This is a genomic window from uncultured Paracoccus sp., assembly GCF_945915435.1.
Taxonomy (GTDB): Bacteria; Pseudomonadota; Alphaproteobacteria; order Rhodobacterales; family Rhodobacteraceae; genus Paracoccus.
On the sequence record NZ_CAMEFG010000051.1, the window covers coordinates 1 to 19,258 of the forward strand.

19 protein-coding genes are annotated in these 19,258 nt (G+C 67.5%); 7 read left to right on the top strand and 12 right to left on the bottom strand.

All coding sequences use genetic code 11. The features are described from left to right. Positions 1–179: 179 nt before the first annotated feature. From Q0O97_RS14900 to dapA, 6 genes are all read right to left on the bottom strand, one after another. Positions 180–614, bottom strand: a complete 435-nt coding sequence (locus Q0O97_RS14900; protein ID WP_294931005.1) for a PaaI family thioesterase — start codon at positions 612–614, stop codon at positions 180–182. Further along, entirely contained in the window at positions 607–1,635 is a 1,029-nt protein-coding gene (gene ruvB / locus Q0O97_RS14905; protein ID WP_294931008.1) for a Holliday junction branch migration DNA helicase RuvB, read from the bottom strand. The genes Q0O97_RS14900 and ruvB overlap by 8 nt, the downstream gene beginning before the upstream one ends. Beyond that, positions 1,632–2,465, bottom strand: coding sequence for a M48 family metalloprotease (locus Q0O97_RS14910; RefSeq protein ID WP_294931011.1), 834 nt, complete (start codon positions 2,463–2,465; stop codon positions 1,632–1,634). The genes ruvB and Q0O97_RS14910 overlap by 4 nt, the downstream gene beginning before the upstream one ends. A gap of 101 nt (positions 2,466–2,566) precedes the next feature. Then, complete coding sequence (gene ruvA / locus Q0O97_RS14915; RefSeq protein ID WP_294931014.1) at positions 2,567–3,241, bottom strand: Holliday junction branch migration protein RuvA; 675 nt, start codon at positions 3,239–3,241, stop codon at positions 2,567–2,569. Beyond that, entirely contained in the window at positions 3,238–3,732 is a 495-nt protein-coding gene (gene ruvC, locus Q0O97_RS14920) for a crossover junction endodeoxyribonuclease RuvC (protein ID WP_294931017.1), read from the bottom strand. Before ruvC ends, ruvA begins: the two co-directional genes overlap by 4 nt. 75 nt (positions 3,733–3,807) lie before the next feature. After that, entirely contained in the window at positions 3,808–4,683 is an 876-nt protein-coding gene (gene dapA, locus Q0O97_RS14925) for a 4-hydroxy-tetrahydrodipicolinate synthase (RefSeq protein WP_294931020.1), read from the bottom strand. 153 nt (positions 4,684–4,836) lie between these two features. Between dapA and Q0O97_RS14930 the strand changes: the two genes are divergently transcribed. Next, positions 4,837–6,939: a lytic transglycosylase domain-containing protein gene (locus Q0O97_RS14930; protein ID WP_294931023.1), complete on the top strand. Its 2,103-nt coding sequence runs from the start codon at positions 4,837–4,839 to the stop codon at positions 6,937–6,939. Here the strand turns inward: Q0O97_RS14930 and Q0O97_RS14935 are convergent. The 3 genes from Q0O97_RS14935 to Q0O97_RS14945 form a co-directional block, all read right to left on the bottom strand. Continuing rightward, positions 6,872–7,861, bottom strand: a complete 990-nt coding sequence (locus Q0O97_RS14935) for a DMT family transporter (protein WP_294931026.1) — start codon at positions 7,859–7,861, stop codon at positions 6,872–6,874. The two genes, Q0O97_RS14930 and Q0O97_RS14935, sit on opposite strands and share 68 nt — an antisense overlap. 67 nt (positions 7,862–7,928) lie before the next feature. Further along, positions 7,929–8,717, bottom strand: a complete 789-nt coding sequence (locus tag Q0O97_RS14940; RefSeq protein ID WP_294931029.1) for an inositol monophosphatase family protein — start codon at positions 8,715–8,717, stop codon at positions 7,929–7,931. 62 nt (positions 8,718–8,779) lie between these two features. Next, positions 8,780–9,682 (bottom strand): LysR family transcriptional regulator, encoded by a 903-nt coding sequence (locus Q0O97_RS14945; protein ID WP_294931032.1) that lies wholly within the window; start codon positions 9,680–9,682, stop codon positions 8,780–8,782. A gap of 91 nt (positions 9,683–9,773) precedes the next feature. Between Q0O97_RS14945 and metF the strand changes: the two genes are divergently transcribed. Next, positions 9,774–10,640 carry a methylenetetrahydrofolate reductase [NAD(P)H] gene (gene metF / locus Q0O97_RS14950; protein ID WP_294931035.1) on the top strand — a complete coding sequence of 289 codons (867 nt, stop codon included), beginning with the start codon at positions 9,774–9,776 and terminating at the stop codon, positions 10,638–10,640. On the opposite strand, the gene Q0O97_RS14955 is transcribed toward metF, so the two are convergent. Both Q0O97_RS14955 and Q0O97_RS14960 read right to left on the bottom strand, forming a co-directional pair. Beyond that, positions 10,637–11,662 carry a DUF2235 domain-containing protein gene (locus tag Q0O97_RS14955; RefSeq protein WP_294931038.1) on the bottom strand — a complete coding sequence of 342 codons (1,026 nt, stop codon included), beginning with the start codon at positions 11,660–11,662 and terminating at the stop codon, positions 10,637–10,639. The two genes, metF and Q0O97_RS14955, sit on opposite strands and share 4 nt — an antisense overlap. A gap of 31 nt (positions 11,663–11,693) precedes the next feature. After that, on the bottom strand, positions 11,694–12,851 hold the full coding sequence (locus tag Q0O97_RS14960; protein ID WP_294931041.1) for a type III PLP-dependent enzyme: 1,158 nt from the start codon (positions 12,849–12,851) through the stop codon (positions 11,694–11,696). A 142-nt stretch (positions 12,852–12,993) separates the two neighbouring features. On the opposite strand from Q0O97_RS14960, the gene Q0O97_RS14965 reads away from it, so the two are divergent. Further along, entirely contained in the window at positions 12,994–13,428 is a 435-nt protein-coding gene (locus Q0O97_RS14965; protein WP_294931044.1) for an Lrp/AsnC family transcriptional regulator, read from the top strand. On the opposite strand, the gene rsmD is transcribed toward Q0O97_RS14965, so the two are convergent. Next, entirely contained in the window at positions 13,425–13,985 is a 561-nt protein-coding gene (rsmD, locus tag Q0O97_RS14970; RefSeq protein ID WP_294931047.1) for a 16S rRNA (guanine(966)-N(2))-methyltransferase RsmD, read from the bottom strand. The genes Q0O97_RS14965 and rsmD overlap by 4 nt on opposite strands. Positions 13,986–14,072: 87 nt before the next feature. Here rsmD and Q0O97_RS14975 point away from each other — a divergent pair, with 87 nt between their 5' ends. The 4 genes from Q0O97_RS14975 to Q0O97_RS14990 all read left to right on the top strand — a co-directional run bounded on the left by Q0O97_RS14975 (position 14,073) and on the right by Q0O97_RS14990 (position 19,086). After that, positions 14,073–14,558, top strand: a complete 486-nt coding sequence (locus tag Q0O97_RS14975; protein ID WP_294931050.1) for a peroxiredoxin — start codon at positions 14,073–14,075, stop codon at positions 14,556–14,558. Between the two features lie 196 nt (positions 14,559–14,754). Continuing rightward, positions 14,755–15,108 (top strand): DUF1428 domain-containing protein, encoded by a 354-nt coding sequence (locus Q0O97_RS14980; RefSeq protein ID WP_294931052.1) that lies wholly within the window; start codon positions 14,755–14,757, stop codon positions 15,106–15,108. A gap of 10 nt (positions 15,109–15,118) precedes the next feature. After that, a complete protein-coding gene (locus Q0O97_RS14985; RefSeq protein WP_294931055.1) occupies positions 15,119–15,907 on the top strand; it encodes a VOC family protein in 789 nt (262 codons plus the stop codon). 80 nt (positions 15,908–15,987) lie between these two features. After that, on the top strand, positions 15,988–19,086 hold the full coding sequence (locus Q0O97_RS14990) for a valine--tRNA ligase (RefSeq protein WP_294931058.1): 3,099 nt from the start codon (positions 15,988–15,990) through the stop codon (positions 19,084–19,086). Positions 19,087–19,258: the final 172 nt, after the last annotated feature.

Sequence of the window (19,258 nt, forward strand, 5' to 3'; positions counted from 1 at the left end):
GGCTTGGCTTGGCTTGGCTTGGCTTGGCTTGGCTTGGCTTGGCTTGGCTTGGCTTTCGCTGCCCACGGGTATCGTGCGATGAGATGGCAGGTTCGGGACAGGGGGCGAAGTCAGCCGGGCGTTTTCCTTGGCCGCGTGCAATGTCTCCGGCTCACCTTGCCCGGTCATGCCCGCTGCTTTCAGACCGGGATCATCGTGCCTTGCAGGGCGGCCACATGCTTGCGGTCCCCATTGTCTCGGGCGTTGCTTTCGGCCCAGACATCCGCCGCCACGATCACGATGCGCCGACCGGCGCGGATGACGCGGCCTTCGGCCACCAGCCGGTCGCCGAGGGCGGGAGACAGCAGGTTGATCTTCATTTCGACCGTCATCACCTCGGATTCCTCGGGCATCACGGTCGCCGCCGCATAGCCCGCCGCGGAATCGCCGATCGAGAAGCTCAGCCCCGCATGGCCCGCGCCGTGCTGTTGCAGCGCCAGCGGCAGGATCGGCGCGGTGATCGTGCAATGTTCCGGCGCCAGAGCGGACAGGGTTGCGCCAAGCGTTTCCATCATGCTCTGGCGCGCGAAACTGTCGCGGATCTTCGCCTCGATCCTTGGGGAAAATTCAGTCATCGAACAGCCTGTCCTGCTGGTTTTTCGGGGTATCCAGTCCAAGATGCCGCCAGCCGCGATGGGCAAGCATCCGCCCGCGCGGGGTGCGGCTGATCAGGCCCTGCTGCATCAGGTAAGGCTCGATCACCTCTTCGATGGCGTCGCGGCTTTCGGACATGGCGGCGGACAGCGTCTCGACCCCCACCGGGCCGCCACCGTAATTCTCGGCCATCAGCGCCATATAGCGCCGGTCGGCCCCGTCCAGCCCCATGTCGTCGACGCCAAGCCGGGTCAGCGCCGAATCGGCGATGGCGCGGGTCAGGCGTCCGTCGCCCTCGACCAGCGCAAAGTCGATGACGCGGCGCAGAAGCCGCCCGGCGATGCGGGGCGTGCCGCGCGCGCGGCGCGCGATTTCCATCGTGCCCTCGGGTTCGGCCTCGACCCCCAGCATCTTTGCCCCGCGCCGCACGATCAGGTCCAGTTCGGCGGTGGTGTAGAATTGCAGCCGCGTCGGGATGCCGAAACGGTCGCGCAGCGGCGTCGTCAGCAGGCCAAGCCGCGTCGTCGCGCCGACCAGCGTGAAGGGCTGCAACTCGATCCTGACGGTGCGGGCGGCGGGGCCTTCGCCGATGACCAGGTCCAGCTCGAAATCCTCCATCGCGGGATAGAGGACCTCTTCGACCGCCGGGTTCATGCGGTGGATTTCGTCGATGAACAGCACATCGCGCGCTTCCAGGTTGGTCAGGATTGCCGCCAGATCGCCCGCCCGTGCCAGCACCGGACCCGAGGTCATCTTGAAGTTCACCCCCAGTTCCCGCGCCATGATCTGCGCCAGCGTCGTCTTGCCAAGGCCGGGGGGGCCGTGGAACAGCGTGTGATCCATCGCCTGACCCCGCATCCGCGCGCTTTCGATGAAGACGCGCAGGTTGGCCCGCGCCTCGGCCTGGCCGATGAAATCCCCCAGCTTTTGCGGGCGCAGGGCGCGGTCTTCGCCGTCGCCTTCCATCGGTTCGGGGCGCAGCGTAGGGTCGGGCTGGATCATCGCGCCATCGCCTGCAACCTTGCGATCCGTTCCTCGGTCGGCGGGTGGGTGGCGAAAAGCCGGTCGGCACGCAGCGCATGCAGCGGATTGACGATATACATCGAGGCCGCCGCCGGGTTCCTTTCGGCCGGAATATTCACCGTCCGCCCCGCCATGTTCGAGATCCGCGCCAGCGCCGAGGCCAGCGCCAGCGGCTTGCCGCAGATCTGCGCGCCAAGGCGGTCGGCCTCGTATTCGCGGGTGCGCGAGATCGCCATCTGCACCAGCCCGGCCGCGACAGGCGCCAGCACCATTGCCAGGATGCCGCCGAGCAGTCCGCCGCGGTTGTCGCGCCCGCCGGTGAACAGCATCATGTTGCCCAACATGGCGATCGCGCCCGCAAGCGTGGCGGTCACGGTCATCGTCAGCGTGTCGCGGTTGCGGATATGGGCCAGTTCATGGGCGATGACGCCCTCGATTTCGTCATGGGACAGTGCGCCCAGCAGGCCCTGGGTCACCGCGACCGCCCCGTTCTGCGGGTCGCGGCCGGTGGCGAAGGCGTTGGGCTGTTCGGTTTGCAGGATATACAACGCGGGCATCGGCATCTGCGCGCGCTGCGCCAGCCGCTGGACCATGTCGTAAAGCTGGGGCGACTGCGCGCGCGTGACGGGGACGGCGTTTTGCTGGCGCAGCATCGCCTTGTCGCTGTTCCACCACGCCCAGAGGTTCGTTGCGCCCGCAAGGACCAGCGCAAAGACCATGCCCCCCGTGCCGCCGATCATCTGGCCCAGGATCATCAGCAGCGCGGTCATCGCTGCCATCAGGATGAATGTGCGTATGTTTCCGGTCATCTCATTCGCCCTTTGCCGGTGGTTTGCCTGTCGGGGAATCATTTAGACGGCCAAGGGGTGAAGAAAAGGTTACGCACGAATTGTTCAGGACCGCCATGCCGTCAATCCTTCGGCGCCAGCGCGCGCAGGGCGGTGCGGATCAGGGCGGGGGTGGTGGCATCGGGGTCGGCGGCAGCGGCCTCGGCCACGGCGGATGCGGCCTCGGACGGCGCATAGCCGAGGTTCGACAGCGCCGACAGCGCCTCGGCACTGGCGAGGGCGGCGGTGTCGGGGCGCGGTGCGGGACGGGCGGCGGGCGCGGCGGTGGGGGCTGTGTCCTCGATCACCCCTGCCGTGCCGGGATCCACGGTCAGCGTGCCGCCAAGGGCCATGACGGCGGGGGCCTTGTCCTTCAGTTCCAGCACGATGCGCTGCGCCAGCTTGGGACCGACGCCCGGCGCGCGGCGCACCGATGCCGCATCGCCAAGCGCGATGGCGCGGCCCACGCCATCAGGCCCAAGCGTGCCCAGGACCGTCAGCGAGACCTTGGCCCCCACCCCCTGCACCGAGGTCAGCAGCCGGTGCCATTCCTTTTCCAGCAGGCTGGAAAAGCCGAAAAGCTGCAACAGGTCCTCGCGCACGACCAGTTCGGTGTAAAGCGCCGCAGCCTGGCCCACGGGGGGAAGGGCGGCGGCGGTGCGTTCGCTGACATGCACGATATAGCCCACGCCGCGCACGTCGATCAGGACGTGGTCGGGGGCGCGATGGATGATGATTCCGGCAATTCGTCCGATCATGAGGCTGCCTTGATCCGCAAGCTGCGCCCCTGCAAGTGGCGCGAATGGCAAATGGCGATGGCCAGCGCATCCGCAGCATCCGCCCCGGCGAATTCGACGCCCGGCAGTTGCAGGCGGACCATGTGCTGGACCTGTTCCTTGGCGGCGTGGCCGACGCCGACGACGGTTTTCTTGACCGCATTGGGGGCGTATTCGCCGATGGGAATGCCCGCTTCGGCCGGGGCCAGCAGCGCGATGCCACGCGCCTGTCCCAGCTTCAGCGTGCCCACCGCATCCTTGTTGACGAAGGTCTGTTCGACCGCCGCCGCCTGCGGTTCGTGACGCGCGATGACGGCGCACAGCCCGCGGTAGAGCGTGACCAGACGCACCCCCAACTCGCCCTGGTCCGAGCGGATGATGCCATTGGCCACATGTTTCAGGCGCGGGCCATCGACCGCGATCACGCCCCATCCCATGTTCCGCAAGCCGGGGTCGATGCCCAGAATGATCATGCCCGTCCTCTTGTTTTCGCAAGGGTTAGCACGAAAGGCGAACATCGGCCAGCGGCTTTTGGAAGTGGCGAACCGTTACAGCAGCCCGGCGTGTTCCAGCGCCGCGTCGATGCGGTCGCGGGTCGGCCCGGTCAGGGGCAGAAGGGGCAGGCGCACCCGTTCGTTGCACAGGCCAAGCCGGGCCATCGCGTATTTCACCCCGACAAGGCCGGGTTCCAGGAAGATCGCGATATGCAGCGGCATCAGCCGGTCCTGATATTCCAGCGCCTTGGCATAGTCGCCCGCCAGCGTGGCGTTCTGGAACTCGGCGCACAGGCGCGGCGCGACATTGGCCGTGACCGAGATGCAGCCGGTCCCGCCATGCGCGTTGAAGCCAAGCGCGGTCGCATCCTCGCCCGAAAGCTGGACGAAGCCGGTTCCGCAGGTCATGCGCTGCTGCGACACCCGCTCCAGCCGGCCGGTGGCGTCCTTGACGCCGATGATGCGGGGCAGGCGGGCCAACTCGCCCATCGTTTCCGGCGTCATGTCCACGACCGAGCGGCCGGGGATGTTGTAGATGATGATGGGCAGGGTGGTGGCGTCGTGGATGGCGCTGAAATGCGCGATCATGCCTTCCTGCGTGGGCTTGTTGTAATAGGGCGTCACGACCAGCGCGGCATCGGCCCCGGCCTTCTGGGCATGCTGGGTCAGCCAGACCGCTTCGCGGGTCGAGTTCGAGCCGGTCCCCGCGATCACCGGCAGGCGGCCCGCCGCGACGCGGACGGCCTCCTTGACGACAAGGTTGTGTTCGTCATGGCTGAGGGTGGGGCTTTCGCCGGTGGTGCCGACGGGAACAAGGCCGTGGCTGCCCTCGGCGACATGCCATTCGACCAGCTTTTCCAACGTGGCCAGGTCCAGCTCGCCCTCGGGCGTGAACGGGGTGACCAATGCGGGCATCGAGCCTTTGAACATGTCGCGATCCTGATGATGTGTCCCCTTGCCCTTACAACTCTGTCATGCGCTTGCCAAGGATGTGAGTTGCGATCCGCCTTTCCGGCGGTCACAACTTGGCCCATGTTGTATCCGATCCGTGACAGGCTTGTGGTTCTTGCGTTGGCCCTGACGATGGCGGTCCCCCTGGGCGCCCCGGCGGGGGCCGAGAACCTGCGCGACATGAACGGCGCGCTGCTGTCGGCGGCGCGGCGCGACTGGACCGAGGCCGCGCAGGCCGCCGCGCGTTCCGGCCCGCTGGCCGTCAGCCTGGTCGATTGGCAGCGGCTGCGGGCGGGGCAAGGCACATGGCCCGAATATCGCGACTTCGCCGCCCGCCACGCCGATTGGCCGGGGATGGACCTGCTTTATCGCCGGGGCGATGCGCTGCTGCGCGCCGACCTGCCGCCCGCCGAGGTGATCGCCTGGTTCGGCACCCGGCGCCCCGATACGCTGAACGGCGTGCTGGCGCTGGCCGCGGCGCTGGATGCGACCGACCCGCCCGCCGCCACGCAGGAGTTGCGGCGTTTCTGGACCTCGCACCCCCTTGGCGCGCAGGAACATCAGGCGTTCGTGCAGGCGCATGGCGCGCGCGTTGCCGATCTGCATGACACCCGCGCGGCGGCGATGCTGGACCAGGGCGAATGGGAAGCCGCCGAGGCGACGATCCCGCTGCTGGACCCGCGCGCGGCACAGCTTGCGCAGGTCCGCATCGCCTTGCAGGCCGGGCGCGCGGGTGTCGACGACCTGATCCAGGCCTTGCCCGACGACCTGCGCGGTGACGCGGGGCTTGCGCTGGACCGTTTCCGCTGGCGCGTCCGCGCCCGGCTGGGCGATCTGGCGCGCGAGTTGATGCTGGAACGCTCGACCAGCGCCGAGGCGTTGCGCGATCCGGGCGCCTGGTCGTCGCTCAGGGTCGATTACGCCCGTGCCGCGCTGCGGGCGGGCGATTGGGCACTGGCCGAGCGTTTCGCCGCCAATCACTTCCTGCCCGCCGGCCATCGCCATTACCCCGACCTGGAATGGCTGGCCGGATATGCGGCCCTGCGCGCAGGGGCGCCCGACCGTGCGCTGGAACATTTCCGCCTGCTGGAAACGCTGGGTTCGGCCCCGATCACGCAGGCCCGAGCGCTTTACTGGCAGGCCCGCGCGTCCGAGGCGCGGGGCGACGGCGGCGGCGCGCATGAACTCTATACCCGCGCGGCGCAGCACCAGACCGCCTATTACGGCCAGCTTGCCGCCGAACGCATCGGCGCACCGATGCAGCCCGAACTGACCATCCCCGGCCCGGCGGTCGAGACGCTGCCCGACTGGCGCGGCAGCGCGCTGACCGAGAATCCGCTGTGGCAGGCAGGGGTCTGGCAGATCGCCTCGGGCTTTCCCGACCAGGGGCAGCGGTTCTTCCTGCATCTGGCCGAAACCGCCGAGCCTGACGACATCGCCCGCATGTCGCGCCTGATGCTGGAATTGCGCCTGCCCTGGCACGCGGTGCGGCTGGCCAAGGCGGCGGCGGCGCGGGGCGGGATCTACATGGCGTCCTATTTCCCGCTGACGGGGCTTGAGGGCGACGACCACGCAGGCGTCCCGGTCGAACTGGTCATGTCCATCGCCCGGCGCGAAAGCGAGTTCAACCATACCGTGTCTTCGCCCGTCGGCGCGCTTGGGCTGATGCAGGTCATGCCCGACACCGCGCGGATGATGGCCCGCACCCTGGGCGAGCCTTACGAGATCGACCGCCTGACCTCTGATGCCGCCTATAACGCCCGGCTTGGCGCGGCCTATCTAAAGGGGTTGCAGGACCGCTTCGGCACCTCGGTCGCGCTGATCGCCTCGGGCTACAATGCCGGGCCGGGCCGCCCGGCGCGCTGGCTGGGCGATTTCGGCGACCTGCGGCGGGACAGCGATCCGGTGGACTGGGTCGAGATGATCCCCTTCGACGAGACCCGCAACTATGTCATGCGCGTGACCGAATCGCTGCCCATCTATCGCGCGCGGATCGCGGGGAAAGCGGCGCCGATCCTGCCAAGCTACGACCTGACGGGGGGCGGGGTGATGCCGCCTCCGCCGGTGCCGCAGGTCAGGCTGGCCGCATCGCCACGCCCGCCGCGCCCGGCGCAGGTCTTTGCCGAGGCCGCCGCCGGGGGCGTGTTGCGGGCCGTCCTGCGGGCCGTCAGCGCGCCGGACCTTGCGGGGGCAGCGCAGACACCCGCCGCAACTGATGTTCCCGCCACCAGGTGAACAGCCCCGCGCCGACCACGATCAGCCCGCCCAGGATGACGTTGCTGCTGATGGTTTCGCCAAAGATCACGACGGCAAGCACGATCACCCAGATCAGTTGGGTATAGGAATAGGGCTGAAGGCTCGAGGCCTCGGCCATCTCGTAGCAGCGGATCAGCAGGTAATGCGAAAGCGCGCCCGAAAGGCACAGCAGCGCCATCCACGGAATGTCCGGGCCCGCGATGGGCTGCCAGTTCCTTACGCCCAGGATCGTCGCCGTCACGACCCCGCAGATCCCCGTCCAGAAGAAGCTGACGATCGCCGGATCATCGCGCGACACGTGGCGCGTCGCCAGCAGGTAGGTTGCGAACATCAGCGTCGAGGCGACGGCCAGCAGCGCGTCGGCGCTGAAGACGCCGCTGCCGGGGCGCAGGACGATCACGATGCCGATGAAGCCCGCGGCGATGGCGCACCATCGCCTCCACCCCACCTTTTCGCCAAGCACCGGGCCGGACAGCGCCGTCACGATCAGCGGCGCGCAGGCAAAGATCGCATGGGTGTTGACCAGCCCCAGCCGGACGAAGGCCAGGATGATGACGTTGATCTCGACCACCAGCAGCACGCCGCGCAGGATCTGGGTCAGCGGGCGGCGCGAGCGCAGGGCCGCGCCCATGCCGCCGGGCGCGCGGGCGACCAGCACCAGCACGAACAGGATGAAGAACCAGTAGCGCAGCATCACCACCAGCGCGGGCGGGTAATTGCCGCCAAGATGGCGCGAGATCGCGTCCTGCGCGGCAAAGATGAAGGCGGTGACGCACATCAGCAGCGCGGCCTTGCCTTGACGGTCGGGCGAGGGCGGCGATGAGCGGGAGGGGGCGGCTTCGGGCGCAGGCCGGGGGGCCGGCGCGGTCAGCGGCGCCGGTTCGCTGGATTGTCTGGACATTGCTCGATTACGGGGCAGGGGCGGATCAGGCCCCAGACCTGCGCCCTTGCAGGCGTAAGGTCAAGGGCTAGTCGCGTTCCCGGATCAGCTTGGCGAAGGGGGCGAAAAGCTGGGTGTTTCCGGCGATGATGCGGCCCGATTCCAGCGCGCTTTCGCCTTCGCGCAGGCCCTCGACGAAGCCGCCTGCCTCCTTGACCAGCAGGATGCCCGCCGCCACGTCCCAGGAATTGATGCCGCGTTCCCAATAGCCATCATAGCGGCCCGCGGCGACATAGGCGAGGTCCAGCGCCGCCGCGCCCCAGCGGCGCACGCCCGCCGTCACCGGCATCAGCCGCGCCAGGTCGGCCAGCGTCGCGGGCAGGGTGCCGCGCCCGCCGAAGGGAACGCCGGTGGCAAAGATCGACTCGATCATGTTGCGCCGCCCCGAAACGCGCAGGCGCTGGTCGTTCATAAAGGCGCCGTCGCCCTTTTCGGCGGTGAACAACTCGTCCTTGGCGGGGTCGAAGACGACCGCCGCCACGATCTCGCCCTTGTGTTCCAGCGCGATGCTGACGGCCCAATGGGGCAGGCCGTGCAGGAAGTTGGTGGTGCCGTCCAGCGGATCGACCAGCCAGCGGCGGGTGGGGTCCTCGCCCGGCTCGGCCCCGGTTTCCTCGCCCAGCCAGCCGTAGTTGGGGCGCGCGCCGCGCAGTTCTTCCTTGATGATCCGCTCGGCCTCGCGGTCGGCGCGGCTGACGAAATCGCCCGCGCCCTTGGCCGAGACCTGAAGGTTCTCGACCTCGCGGAAATCCTTGACGAGGGAACGCCCCGCCTTGCGCGCGGCCTTGATCATGATGTTGAGATTGGCGCTGGCCATCGGTCCGTCCTTGCTGGGGTTGGCCCGCGTCATAGTCGCTGATCGGGGCAAAGTGAAGGGCGCTAACGCATCAGGCGCATCGGTTCGGTGCGCGCAAGCCGCAGGACATGGGCCATGTAGGGCAGGGCCAGGTCCTCTTGGCGCAGCGCGGCGTAAAGGCGGCGCAGCATCCCCTGCGGACCAAGCGGGATCGTCGCCAGTTCCGGGTCCGATCCTTGCGCGCGCAGCACCCAGTCGGGCATGACCGCGACGCCGCGCCCCGATGCGACCAGCATCAGGGCCACCGCCGTCTGCTCGACCTGTCGGACATGGGCAGGCTCGACCCCTGCCGGGTCGAGGAACTGGGAAAACACGTCCAGCCGCGCGCGGTCCATCGGATAGGTGATCAGCGTTTCGCCCAGCAGGTCCTGCGGCTCGGCATGGCCCTTGGCGGCAAGGGGATGGGCGGCGGGCACCACCATCGTCGGCGCATAGTCGAACAGCGGCTGGAAGGCGACGCCGGGCAGGGTTTCGGGGTCGGACGAGATCACCATATCGACCTGCCCCTTTTGCAGCGCGGGCAGGGCCTTGAGCGCAAGCGAACTGCGGATGTCCAGATCGACCTCGGGCCATGCGCGGCGGAAACGGTCCAGCACGGGCAGCAGCCAGTCGAAGCAATGATGACACTCCATCGCGACATGCAGGCGGCCGGCGCGGCCCTGTTCGACGGCGCGGAACTCGGCCTCGGCGGCTTCGATCAGGGGCAGGACGGCCTCGGCCGTGCGCAGAAGGCGCATCCCGGCGGCGGAGAGGCGCAGGGGCTTGGTGCGGCGCAGGAACAGCTCGATCCCCGCCTGTTCCTCGAGCGCCTTGATCTGGTGCGACAGGGCCGATTGGGTCAGGTTCAGCACCTCGGCAGCGCGGGCAAGGCCGCCCTGTTCATGGATCGCGCGCAGGCTGCGCAGATGGCGAAGCTCAAGGTGCATGGTGAAGCGGATTCATAACCATATTGAGGATTATGAATTTGTCTCACATCGCAAGCCGTGGCACAAGCCGGGCCAGACAAAGGAAACCGCCATGACCACGCCGCCCGCCATCAGCTTTGAATTCTTTCCGCCCCGCAATCTCGACCAGTCGTTCCGGCTGTGGGAAACCGCGAAGGCGCTGGCCCCGCTTGGTCCCGATTTCGTCTCCGTGACCTATGGCGCTGGCGGCACCACGCGCCAGTTGACGCACGAAGCGGTGACGGCGCTGGCCAGCCATTACGGGCTGAACGTCGCCGCGCATCTGACCTGCGTCGATGCCACGCGCGAGGAAACGCTGAAGATCGTCGCCGATTACGCCGCCGCGGGCGTGCATGAGATCGTGGCGCTGCGCGGCGACGCGCCGCAGGGGCAGGAACGCTTCACGCCCCACCCACAGGGCTTTGCCGATTCCATCGAACTGGTCGCGGCCATCGCTGCGCGCGGCGACATGACGATTCGCGTCGGCGCCTACCCCGAGCCGCATCCCGACAGCCCCGACAGCGCCGCCGACGTGGCATGGCTGCGGCGCAAGGTGGATGCGGGGGCAAGCTCGGCCATGACGCAGTTCTTCTTCGCGCCCGAGACCTATTTCCGTTTCCGCGACGCCTGCGTGGCGGCGGGGATAGAGGTGCCGATCGTCCCCGGCATCCTGCCGGTGCAGGGCTGGGCGGGCACCAAGCGTTTCGCCGCCCGCTGCGGCACCACCGTCCCGCAATGGGCCGACGAGGCTTTCGCGAAGGCGGGCAAGGACGGTGAGGCCGCGCTGGCCCACGACCTCTGCGTCGATCTGTGCGAAAAGCTGATCGCGGGGGGCGTGGACCGGCTGCATTTCTACACGCTGAACAAGCCCGACCTGACCGCCAAGGTCTGCACCGCGCTTGGCATCCGTCCCACGAACGGGCTGAACCGCGTGGCCTAGGCCGGTTTGCGTCGTCGCCGCCTGCGCGGGGGCCGTGGCCGGGGCGGGGCGAATTGCGCAAGGTCCCCGGCAAGGATCGCGGGACCTTTGTAGGGCAGGGGCACGGTGGGGTGCAGCGCCTCGGTCCGGTTCGCGCCCGCGATGCGGGGGGCGCGCGCCAGGAACGCCTTGCCCCAACGCCGCCACGACCCGATCGGCTGGGCAAGGGGGTCGCAGGGCAGCCGCGCCCGCCAGTCGGGCGGCAGCGGCAGGCCCGCCTCGGCCGCCTGTTCCAGCATCCAGACCAGCGGGATATTGGCCAGCGGGCGCGCATGTTCAAAGCCGCTGAGTTGCCCGCCGATATCGGGATGGGCGCCGCGAAACCACATCTGCCGCACCTGCGGCCTGCCGTTGTCGTCGGCCCAGAGGATCGGCTGGAAGGCCGCTCGCGTCTCGTCCAGCGCCAGTGCCTGCGCGCCGGTTTCGACATGGGGGCCAAGGTGCTGGTCGTGATAGCGATAGCGGGGCTCGGTCAGCATCCACAGCAGCGGCAGGCGGATGCCAAGCGCCATCACCGTGTCGAACACGCCCACCATGCGGATGGGGGTGTGGTCGTGGCAATATTGCCGGCGAAACAGCGCGATGCGGTCGTCCGGCCCGCCGTGGCGGTAAAGCTCCCACGCTTGTTCCATCCGCCGCTTGCAGGCCGATTCGCGCCGCAGCAGCCCGACCTGCCCGATCATCCCGGCCAGCGAGCGGATGGCGAAGGCGCCGCGCGAATAGCCGAAAAGATAGATCGGATCGCCCGGCGTCCACCGCCGTGCCAGCCACAGGTAGGCCAGGCGGATGCTGGTTTCCAGCTCTTGCCCGATCAGCAGGTCGGGCAGGCTGCTCAGCCGTTCCCATTGCAGGCCCGGCAGGTAGCGCAGCCGCACCGGGCAAGGCAGCGCGCCCCATTCCCCCGACAGCGCCGTGTGGATCCGCCCGATGGAACTGCGCTGCCCCGGTTCGAGCGAGGCAAGCGTGCCGTCGATCAGCACCACATGCGGCAATGTCGGGGTGGCGGGGATGGCGTTACTCCAGCTCTTTCACCGTCAGTTGCGACATCTGGCCGAAACCGTTGAAGCGCGTATTGGTGGCCGAGGAATAGGCCCCGGCGCTGTGGAAGACCACGAAATCGCCGTCCGCGATATCGTCGGGCAGGGCGACCTCGCCGGGCAGGCGGTCGACGGAATCGCAGGTCGGGCCGAAGATGACATGGCCGTGCGGATCGCCCCGGCGCGGCGCGCCTTCGGGGGTAAAGACCTGGATCCGGTCGATATTCCCGATCAGCGGCAGTTCCGACAGCCCGCCATAGGTGCCATCGTTCAGAAAGACGCTGCCATCCGGGCGCAGCCCGCGCACGCGGGTGATCAGCGCAAAGGCGTCGGCGCAAAGGCCGCGCCCCGGCTCGCAGACCAGTTCGGGGGCGTTCTCGCCGAAGACCTGGGCGGTCACCTCGGCGATCAGGGCGAAGATCGCCTGGCGGTCCGGCTCGATCCCGATGACGCGGTGCGAGGGGAAGCCGCCGCCCACGTTCAGCCGCTGCGCGCGCACGCCTGCGGCATCGCAGATCTCGCCCGCGATGCGGATATAGGTTTCCCATGCGGCGGGGTCGGTGCATTGCGTGCCCGGATGGAAGGTCAGCGAGGGCGTATAGCCGCGTTCCGCCGCAGCCTTCAGCAATTCGGCGGTGACCTCGGGCGATGCGCCGAACTTCGAGCCGAAATCATAGGCCGCGCCAAGGACGGGCAGCTTGAAGCGGGCCGAAATCTCGCACCCCTCGGGCGGGACGGCGTCGAACAGCTTTTGCAGTTCCGAATGGCAGTCCACCGACCACGCCGTGACGCCCGCGCGCACCGCATGGGCGATTTCGGCCTGCGAGCGGATGGGGTTGTGGTAATGGCGCGCCGCACCCGGCGCCAGCCGTCCGATCAGGTCGATCTCGAAAGGCGAGGCGACGTCGAAGCCCTTGATCCCCGCCCCGACAAGCGCGCGGATCAGGGATTCGTCCGGGTTGGCCTTGACGGCATAGGTCACCATCCCCGGAAAGCCCTGCAAATAGGTCCGGGCGATCCCTTCCAGGACCGAGGGCGCGAACACCATCACCGGATGTTCGGGTTTCAGCGCCCGGATCACCTCGACCGGGTTCTGCCAGACGGTCCTTGTTTCGGGGACGTCGTTCATTCTCATGCGCATGCGCCTTTCGTGATGCTGCATTCCCGTCGGAACGGATCAGGCGCGCTATGGGTTCCGAATGCAACCATGAAAAGGATGGATGTGGATGAAAAAATCGTTAGATTGACAGGGTTTTCAGCAAAATGACGGTAGAATCGTGGACGAACTGGATCGGGGCATTCTGGCCCAGCTTGCGCAGGATGCGCGCATGTCGGTGGCGGTGCTGGCGCGGCGGCTGCGCGTCGCGCGCTCGACCGTGCAGGCAAGGCTCGAACGGCTGGAAACCAGCGGCGCCATCGCGGGCTATACCCTGCGCCTGGGCGACGGGCTGCGCGAGAATCGCATCCGCGCGACCTGCCTTGTGACGATCGAGCCGCGCGCGCAAGCCGCGATCATCGCCCAGCTTCGCCGCCTGCCCGAGGTCGAGCGTGTCCATACCACCAGCGGCCGCGTCGATCTTCTGGTGCAAGTGGGCGCGCAATCCACCAGCCGGCTGGACGATGTGCTGGACCAGATCGGCGAATTGCCCGGTGTCAGGTCCAGCGAAAGCCTGGTCCACCTGTCCACCAAGCTGGACCGCGCATTGGGTTAAGGCGCGCGCAGCAGCGTGACCAGCGTATCGCCATAGCGGCGCTGGTCGATCTGCGTCAGGGGCACGGGGACCGGCGGGGGGGTGCCTTCCTCCCACACCACGGTCGCGCCGGGGGCGATCCAGCCGCCCGCCAGCGCCGATTCCAGCGCCTTTTCGCCCAATCCCTTGCCATAGGGCGGGTCGAGGAAGATCAGCCCGAAACCCGGCCCGCGATTCGGCCCAAGCCGGGTGGCGTCGCGCCGCCAGACATCGGTCCCGCCCATCGCCCGCGCCTTTTCGATATTGCTGCGCAAAAGCGCGCGCGCCACCGTCCCGTCATCGACGAAGGCCGCGCGGGCGGCGCCGCGCGACAGCGCCTCCAGCCCAAGCGCACCGGTGCCCGCGAACAGGTCCAGCACGCGCGCGCCGGGGATGGGGTTGGGGTGGTTGCCGTTGATCAGCAGGTTGAAGATCGATTCGCGCACCCGGTCGCTGGTCGGGCGCAGATGGGCGCCTGCGTCGCCCTGGCCGACCTCGGCCAGTTTCAGCCCGCGCAGGGTGCCGCCCACGATTCTCATGTCCCCGATCCCTTCGACTTGCGCTGGTTTGCCCGCGCGCCGCAGCCTATAGTCGCCACGGAAGCGATGCAATTCACGGAGGATGCAATGGCAATTTCCAAAGGCGACCGGCTGCCCGACGGCAAGCTGTTGAAACTGGGTGCGAACGGCCCCGAAGAGGTGCAGGCGGCGGATCTGGCCAAGGGCCGCGTGGCGATCTTCGCCGTGCCGGGGGCCTATACGCCCACCTGCACCAACCAGCACATGCCGAGCTTCGTCAAGAACGCCGCGAATTTCCGCGAAAAGGGCATCGACCGGATCGTCTGCGTGACGGTGAACGACCCCTTCGTGGCCGCCGCATGGGGCAAGGACACCGGCGCGAGCGATGCCGGGATCGAGGTTCTGGCCGATGCCGACGGCAGCTTTACCAAGGCGCTCGGCCTGTCCTTCGACGCGGCTGCCGCGGGGCTGCTTGGCCGTTCGAAACGCTATGCGATGCTGCTGTCGGACGGCACGGTCGAGCGGATCGAGGTCGAGGAAGCGCCCGGCACCTGCTCGGTCACCTCGGGCGAATCGCTGCTGGAACAGGTCTGAGGCACCCCCGCGCGGCCTGATCGCCGCGCAAGCCCGCGCCCCTGTCCTGGAACAAATGCGTCCGCCCCCCCCCGTTACGGCGGGGGCGCGGATTTTTGCGTGTTTGCACCCCTGCATTCAATTTCAGTTGTTTTTTGCTACTGATCGCGTCACGCTATCCCTTGCGGGCGTATTCCGCGCTCTCAAGGAGGAAAGCATGACCTATTACAGCGGCTTTGTGCTGGCCGTCCCGACTGCCAACAAGCAGGCCTATATCGACCACGCCAAAAGCGCCTGGCCCTATTTCAAGTCGAAGGGCGCGCTGCGCATGGTCGAATGCTGGGGCGAGGACGTGCCGCATGGCAAGGAAACCGACTTCCATCGCGCGACCCGCGCCGGGGACGACGAAACCCCGGTGTTTTCCTGGATCGAATGGCCGGACCGCGCCACGGCGGATGCGGCCTATGCGCAGATGATGAACGATCCTTCGATGCAGCAGATGCCGGAAATGCCCTTCGACGGGATGCGCATGTTCTGGGGCGGCTTCGCCCCGGTCGTGGACGAAAGCTGAGGGGGCGGTCATGTCATATCACGGTCAACCCGTCTGGTTCGAGCTTGCCACCGCGCAGGGTGCGCTGGCCGGGGCCGGGGGGTTCTATGAAGGGATCCTCGGCTGGCAGGTGGTCGATTCGGGGATGGATGGCTTCACCTATCATCTTGCGAAATCCGGCGGCGATATGGTTGCCGGGCTGATGGAGATGCCGCCGGACGTGGCGGAAATGCCGCCGTTCTGGATGGTCTATTTCGCCGTGGACGACGCCGATGCTGCCGCCGCGCGCATCCGCGAGTTGGGCGGGACCATCCACCGCGAACCCGCCGATATCCCCGGCACCGGCCGCTTCGCCATCGCCGCCGATCCGCAGGGGGCCGGTTTCGGCATCCTCTGCCCGCTGCCGATGGACCCGCCCCCGCCCGAAGGTTCGGGCGCGTGGAACCAGCGGAAATCGGGGCATGGCAACTGGATCGAACTTTCGACCAGCGACCCCGCTCTGGGCTTCGACTTCTACGCCGCGCTGCTTGGCTGGCAGAAGGGCGAAGCGATGGATATGGGCGAGATGTGCAGCTATCAGCTTTTCCGCCACAAGGGCACTGACATCGGCGGCATGATGGGGCTGATGGACGCGCCCGCACCTGCTTGGCTGGCCTATTTCGGGGTGGACGACCTTGCCGCGACGATGGCGGCGATCAAGGCGGCGGGTGGCAGCATCGTCACGGGGCCGCACGAGGTGCCCGGTCCCGCGCTGATCGCCGTGGCGCGCGATCCGCAGGGCGCGCATTTCGCTGTCGTCGGGCCGAAGCCCGAAGGCTGAGGGCCGGCGGAAAACGTCGCCTTTCTCTTGGCCTTTCCCGCTTGCTTCGCTAATCCGGGGGCAAGCAAGGGGATTGCCAGATGACGATGGACAAGAACTTCGATGCGCAGGCCGCCGAGGCGCGGATTGCGGCGGAATGGGAAAAGACGAATGCCTTCGCGGCGGGGGCCAATGCCAGGCCCGGCGCCGACAGCTTCTCGGTCGTGATTCCGCCGCCCAACGTCACCGGCAGCCTGCACATCGGCCATGCGCTGAACAATACCTTGCAGGATATCCTGGTGCGCTGGCACCGGATGCGCGGGTTCGACACGCTCTGGCAGCCCGGACAGGACCATGCGGGCATCGCGACGCAGATGGTGGTCGAGCGTCAGATGGCCGAACGCGGCGAGCCGGGCCGCCGCGAGATCGGGCGCGACGCCTTCCTGCAAAAGATCTGGGCGTGGAAGCAGGAATCCGGCGATACGATCGTCAATCAGTTGAAGCGCCTTGGGGCAAGCTGCGACTGGTCGCGCAATGCCTTCACCATGTCCGGCGCCCCCGGGGCGCCCGTGGGCGAAGAAGGCAACTTCCACGACGCCGTGATCAAGGTCTTTGTCGATATGTATGACAAGGGATTGATTTATCGCGGAAAACGCCTGGTCAACTGGGACCCGCATTTCGAGACGGCGATTTCCGACCTTGAGGTCGAGAACCGCGAGGTCGCGGGCCATATGTGGCATTTCAAATACCCGCTGGCAGGTGGCGAGACCTATGAATACGTGGAACGCGACGCCGACGGCAACGTCACCCTGCGCGAGACGCGCGACTATATCAGTATCGCGACGACGCGGCCCGAAACCATGCTGGGCGACGGCGCGGTGGCGGTCCACCCCGACGATGCGCGCTATGCCCCCATCGTCGGCAAGCTGGTGGAGATCCCGGTCGGGCCGAAGGAACACCGCCGCCTGATCCCGATCATCACAGATGAATATCCCGATCCCGACTTCGGCAGCGGCGCGGTCAAGATCACCGGCGCGCATGACTTCAACGACTACGGCGTCGCGATCCGCAACGCTATCCCGCTTTACGCGCTGATGGACACCAAGGGCGCGATGCGCGCGGACGGGTTGTCCTATGCAGAAAGCGCCGGGATCGCGACCCGCGCCGCAAAGGGCGAGGATGTGGGCGACGTCTCGAACGTCAATCTTGTCCCGGACGATCTGCGCGGGCTGGATCGCTTTGACGCCCGCAAGCGCGTGATCGAGCAGATCAATGCCGAGGGGCTGGCCGTCACCTACCTGCACAAGGAAATCGACAAGGAAACCGGGGCCGAGCATCTGGAACGCCGCCCGCTGGTCGAGGCCAAGCCGATCATGCAGCCCTTCGGCGACCGTTCCGGCGTGGTGATCGAGCCGATGCTGACCGATCAGTGGTTCGTCGATACGCCGAAGATCGTCGGCCCCGCCATCGACGCGGTGCGCGACGGGCGGACGAAGATCCTGCCCACGCAGCATGAAAAGGTCTATTTCCACTGGCTGGAAAACATCGAGCCGTGGACCATCAGCCGCCAGCTTTGGTGGGGCCACCAGATCCCGGTGTGGTATGGGCTGGACCTTGCCGCGCCCGGTTTCCAGGACGACGAAGGCGATGGCGCGCTGGATGAGGTCGAAATCTTTGAACTGCTGGCCGACGGGCTGGTCCAGCGCGGCGAATTCCACCATGCCGCCGCGCAGTTTTCCGATGTCGTCGCCCGTTTCCGCGCCGATCTGGCCGACCTGCCCGAGCCGCTGGAGGCCGCCCGCGTGATCGAGGTCGCGGGTCGCGAAGCCGCCATCGACGCCTTTGCCGCAGGGCTGGCCGAATACAACGTGACACAGGACCCGACGAAGCTGGTCTATCCGGTCTGGCGCGACCCGGATGTGCTGGACACCTGGTTCAGTTCCGGTCTCTGGCCCATCGGGACGCTCGGCTGGCCCGAGGACACGCCGGAATTGCAACGCTATTTCCCGACCGATGTGCTGGTGACGGGGTTTGATATCATCTTTTTCTGGGTCGCCCGGATGATGATGATGCAGCTTGCGGTGGTGGATCAGGTGCCCTTCCACACGGTCTACGTCCACGGGCTGGTGCGCGATGAAAAGGGCGCGAAGATGTCCAAGTCCAAGGGCAACGTCATCGACCCGCTGGTGCTGATCGGTGATTTCGGCGCCGATGCGTTGCGCTTTACCCTGACCAGCATGGCCGCGATGGGCCGCGATCCCAAGCTGGGGCCGAAACATGTCGAGGCCAATCGCAATTTCGTCACCAAGATCTGGAACGCCTCGCGGTTTGCGCAGATGAACGGCGTGCGCGGCGGGGTCTCGCGCCCCGAGCCTGCGCATACCGTCAACCGCTGGATCGTCGGCGAGGTGGCGCGCACGCGGCTGGCCTTGGACGAATCGCTGGCTTCGTATCGCTTCAACGACAGCGCGGCGCTGCTTTACGCCTTCGTCTGGGGCAAGGTCTGCGACTGGTATGTGGAATTCGCCAAGCCGCTTTTCGATGGCGAATTCGCGGATGAAACCCGCGCGACGATGGGCTGGGTGCTGGACCAGTGCTATATCATGGCTCACCCGATCATGCCCTTCGTCAGTGAAGAGCTGTGGGCGCTGACCGGGCACCGCGCCAAGATGCTGGTGCATGGCGACTGGCCCGAATATGGCGCGGAACTGATCGACGCGGATGCGGATCGGGAAATGAACTGGGTGATTTCGCTGATCGAGGGGGTCCGCTCGGCCCGTGCGCAGATCGGTGTGCCCGCGGGCGCCAGGCTGGATCTGGTCGTGACCCAGGCCGATGATGCCGCCCGCCGCGCGCTGGACGCAAACGGCCCGCTGATCGGCAAGCTGGCCCGCGTCAATCCCGCGCGCGAAGGCGTGGCGGAACGCGGGATGATCTCGGTTTCTGTCCAGGGGGCCAGCTTCGGCCTGCCGGTGGGCGAGGTGATCGACGTGGCGGCGGAAACCGCGCGGCTGGAAAAGGCCGTGGCCAAGGCCGAAAAGGACGCGACCGGGCTGCGTGGCCGGCTGTCGAACCCGAAATTCATCGCCAACGCGGGCGATGAGGTGGTCGAGGAAACCCGCGACAAGCTGGCCGCGCTGGACGAGGACATCGCCCGCACCCGCGCGGCCCTTGCCCAATTGGGCGAGATGGCGGGTTAAGGGCAGGGGGGTCGTTCGCGCGGCCCTCATTACCCCGCAGGATCGCCGTTTTTCCGCCGGTCCGGCGCACGGCGCGATCACGGCTGGTTCAGCGAGGTTCTCAAGCCCGCAAACTTGCTTTATATTCCGCCGGACAAGGCCGCCAACGAACAGGCCGGGCAGGATAACAGGC

Excerpts from the sequence above, each read along its gene's own strand:
- Q0O97_RS14990 (WP_294931058.1), top strand. The coding sequence starts at position 15,988 with ATGACGATGGACAAGAACTTCGATGCGCAGGCCGCCGAGGCGCGGATT.
- Q0O97_RS14930 (WP_294931023.1), top strand. The coding sequence starts at position 4,837 with ATGGCGGTCCCCCTGGGCGCCCCGGCGGGGGCCGAGAACCTGCGCGAC.
- ruvA (WP_294931014.1), bottom strand. The coding sequence starts at position 3,241 with ATGATCGGACGAATTGCCGGAATCATCATCCATCGCGCCCCCGACCAC.
- Q0O97_RS14985 (WP_294931055.1), top strand. The coding sequence starts at position 15,119 with ATGTCATATCACGGTCAACCCGTCTGGTTCGAGCTTGCCACCGCGCAG.
- Q0O97_RS14910 (WP_294931011.1), bottom strand. The coding sequence starts at position 2,465 with ATGACCGGAAACATACGCACATTCATCCTGATGGCAGCGATGACCGCG.
- ruvB (WP_294931008.1), bottom strand. The coding sequence starts at position 1,635 with ATGATCCAGCCCGACCCTACGCTGCGCCCCGAACCGATGGAAGGCGAC.
- ruvC (WP_294931017.1), bottom strand. The coding sequence starts at position 3,732 with ATGATCATTCTGGGCATCGACCCCGGCTTGCGGAACATGGGATGGGGC.
- Q0O97_RS14935 (WP_294931026.1), bottom strand. The coding sequence starts at position 7,861 with ATGTCCAGACAATCCAGCGAACCGGCGCCGCTGACCGCGCCGGCCCCC.
- rsmD (WP_294931047.1), bottom strand. The coding sequence starts at position 13,985 with ATGAGAATCGTGGGCGGCACCCTGCGCGGGCTGAAACTGGCCGAGGTC.
- Q0O97_RS14940 (WP_294931029.1), bottom strand. The coding sequence starts at position 8,717 with ATGGCCAGCGCCAATCTCAACATCATGATCAAGGCCGCGCGCAAGGCG.
- dapA (WP_294931020.1), bottom strand. The coding sequence starts at position 4,683 with ATGTTCAAAGGCTCGATGCCCGCATTGGTCACCCCGTTCACGCCCGAG.
- Q0O97_RS14900 (WP_294931005.1), bottom strand. The coding sequence starts at position 614 with ATGACTGAATTTTCCCCAAGGATCGAGGCGAAGATCCGCGACAGTTTC.
- Q0O97_RS14980 (WP_294931052.1), top strand. The coding sequence starts at position 14,755 with ATGACCTATTACAGCGGCTTTGTGCTGGCCGTCCCGACTGCCAACAAG.
- Q0O97_RS14975 (WP_294931050.1), top strand. The coding sequence starts at position 14,073 with ATGGCAATTTCCAAAGGCGACCGGCTGCCCGACGGCAAGCTGTTGAAA.
- metF (WP_294931035.1), top strand. The coding sequence starts at position 9,774 with ATGACCACGCCGCCCGCCATCAGCTTTGAATTCTTTCCGCCCCGCAAT.
- Q0O97_RS14960 (WP_294931041.1), bottom strand. The coding sequence starts at position 12,851 with ATGAGAATGAACGACGTCCCCGAAACAAGGACCGTCTGGCAGAACCCG.
- Q0O97_RS14945 (WP_294931032.1), bottom strand. The coding sequence starts at position 9,682 with ATGCACCTTGAGCTTCGCCATCTGCGCAGCCTGCGCGCGATCCATGAA.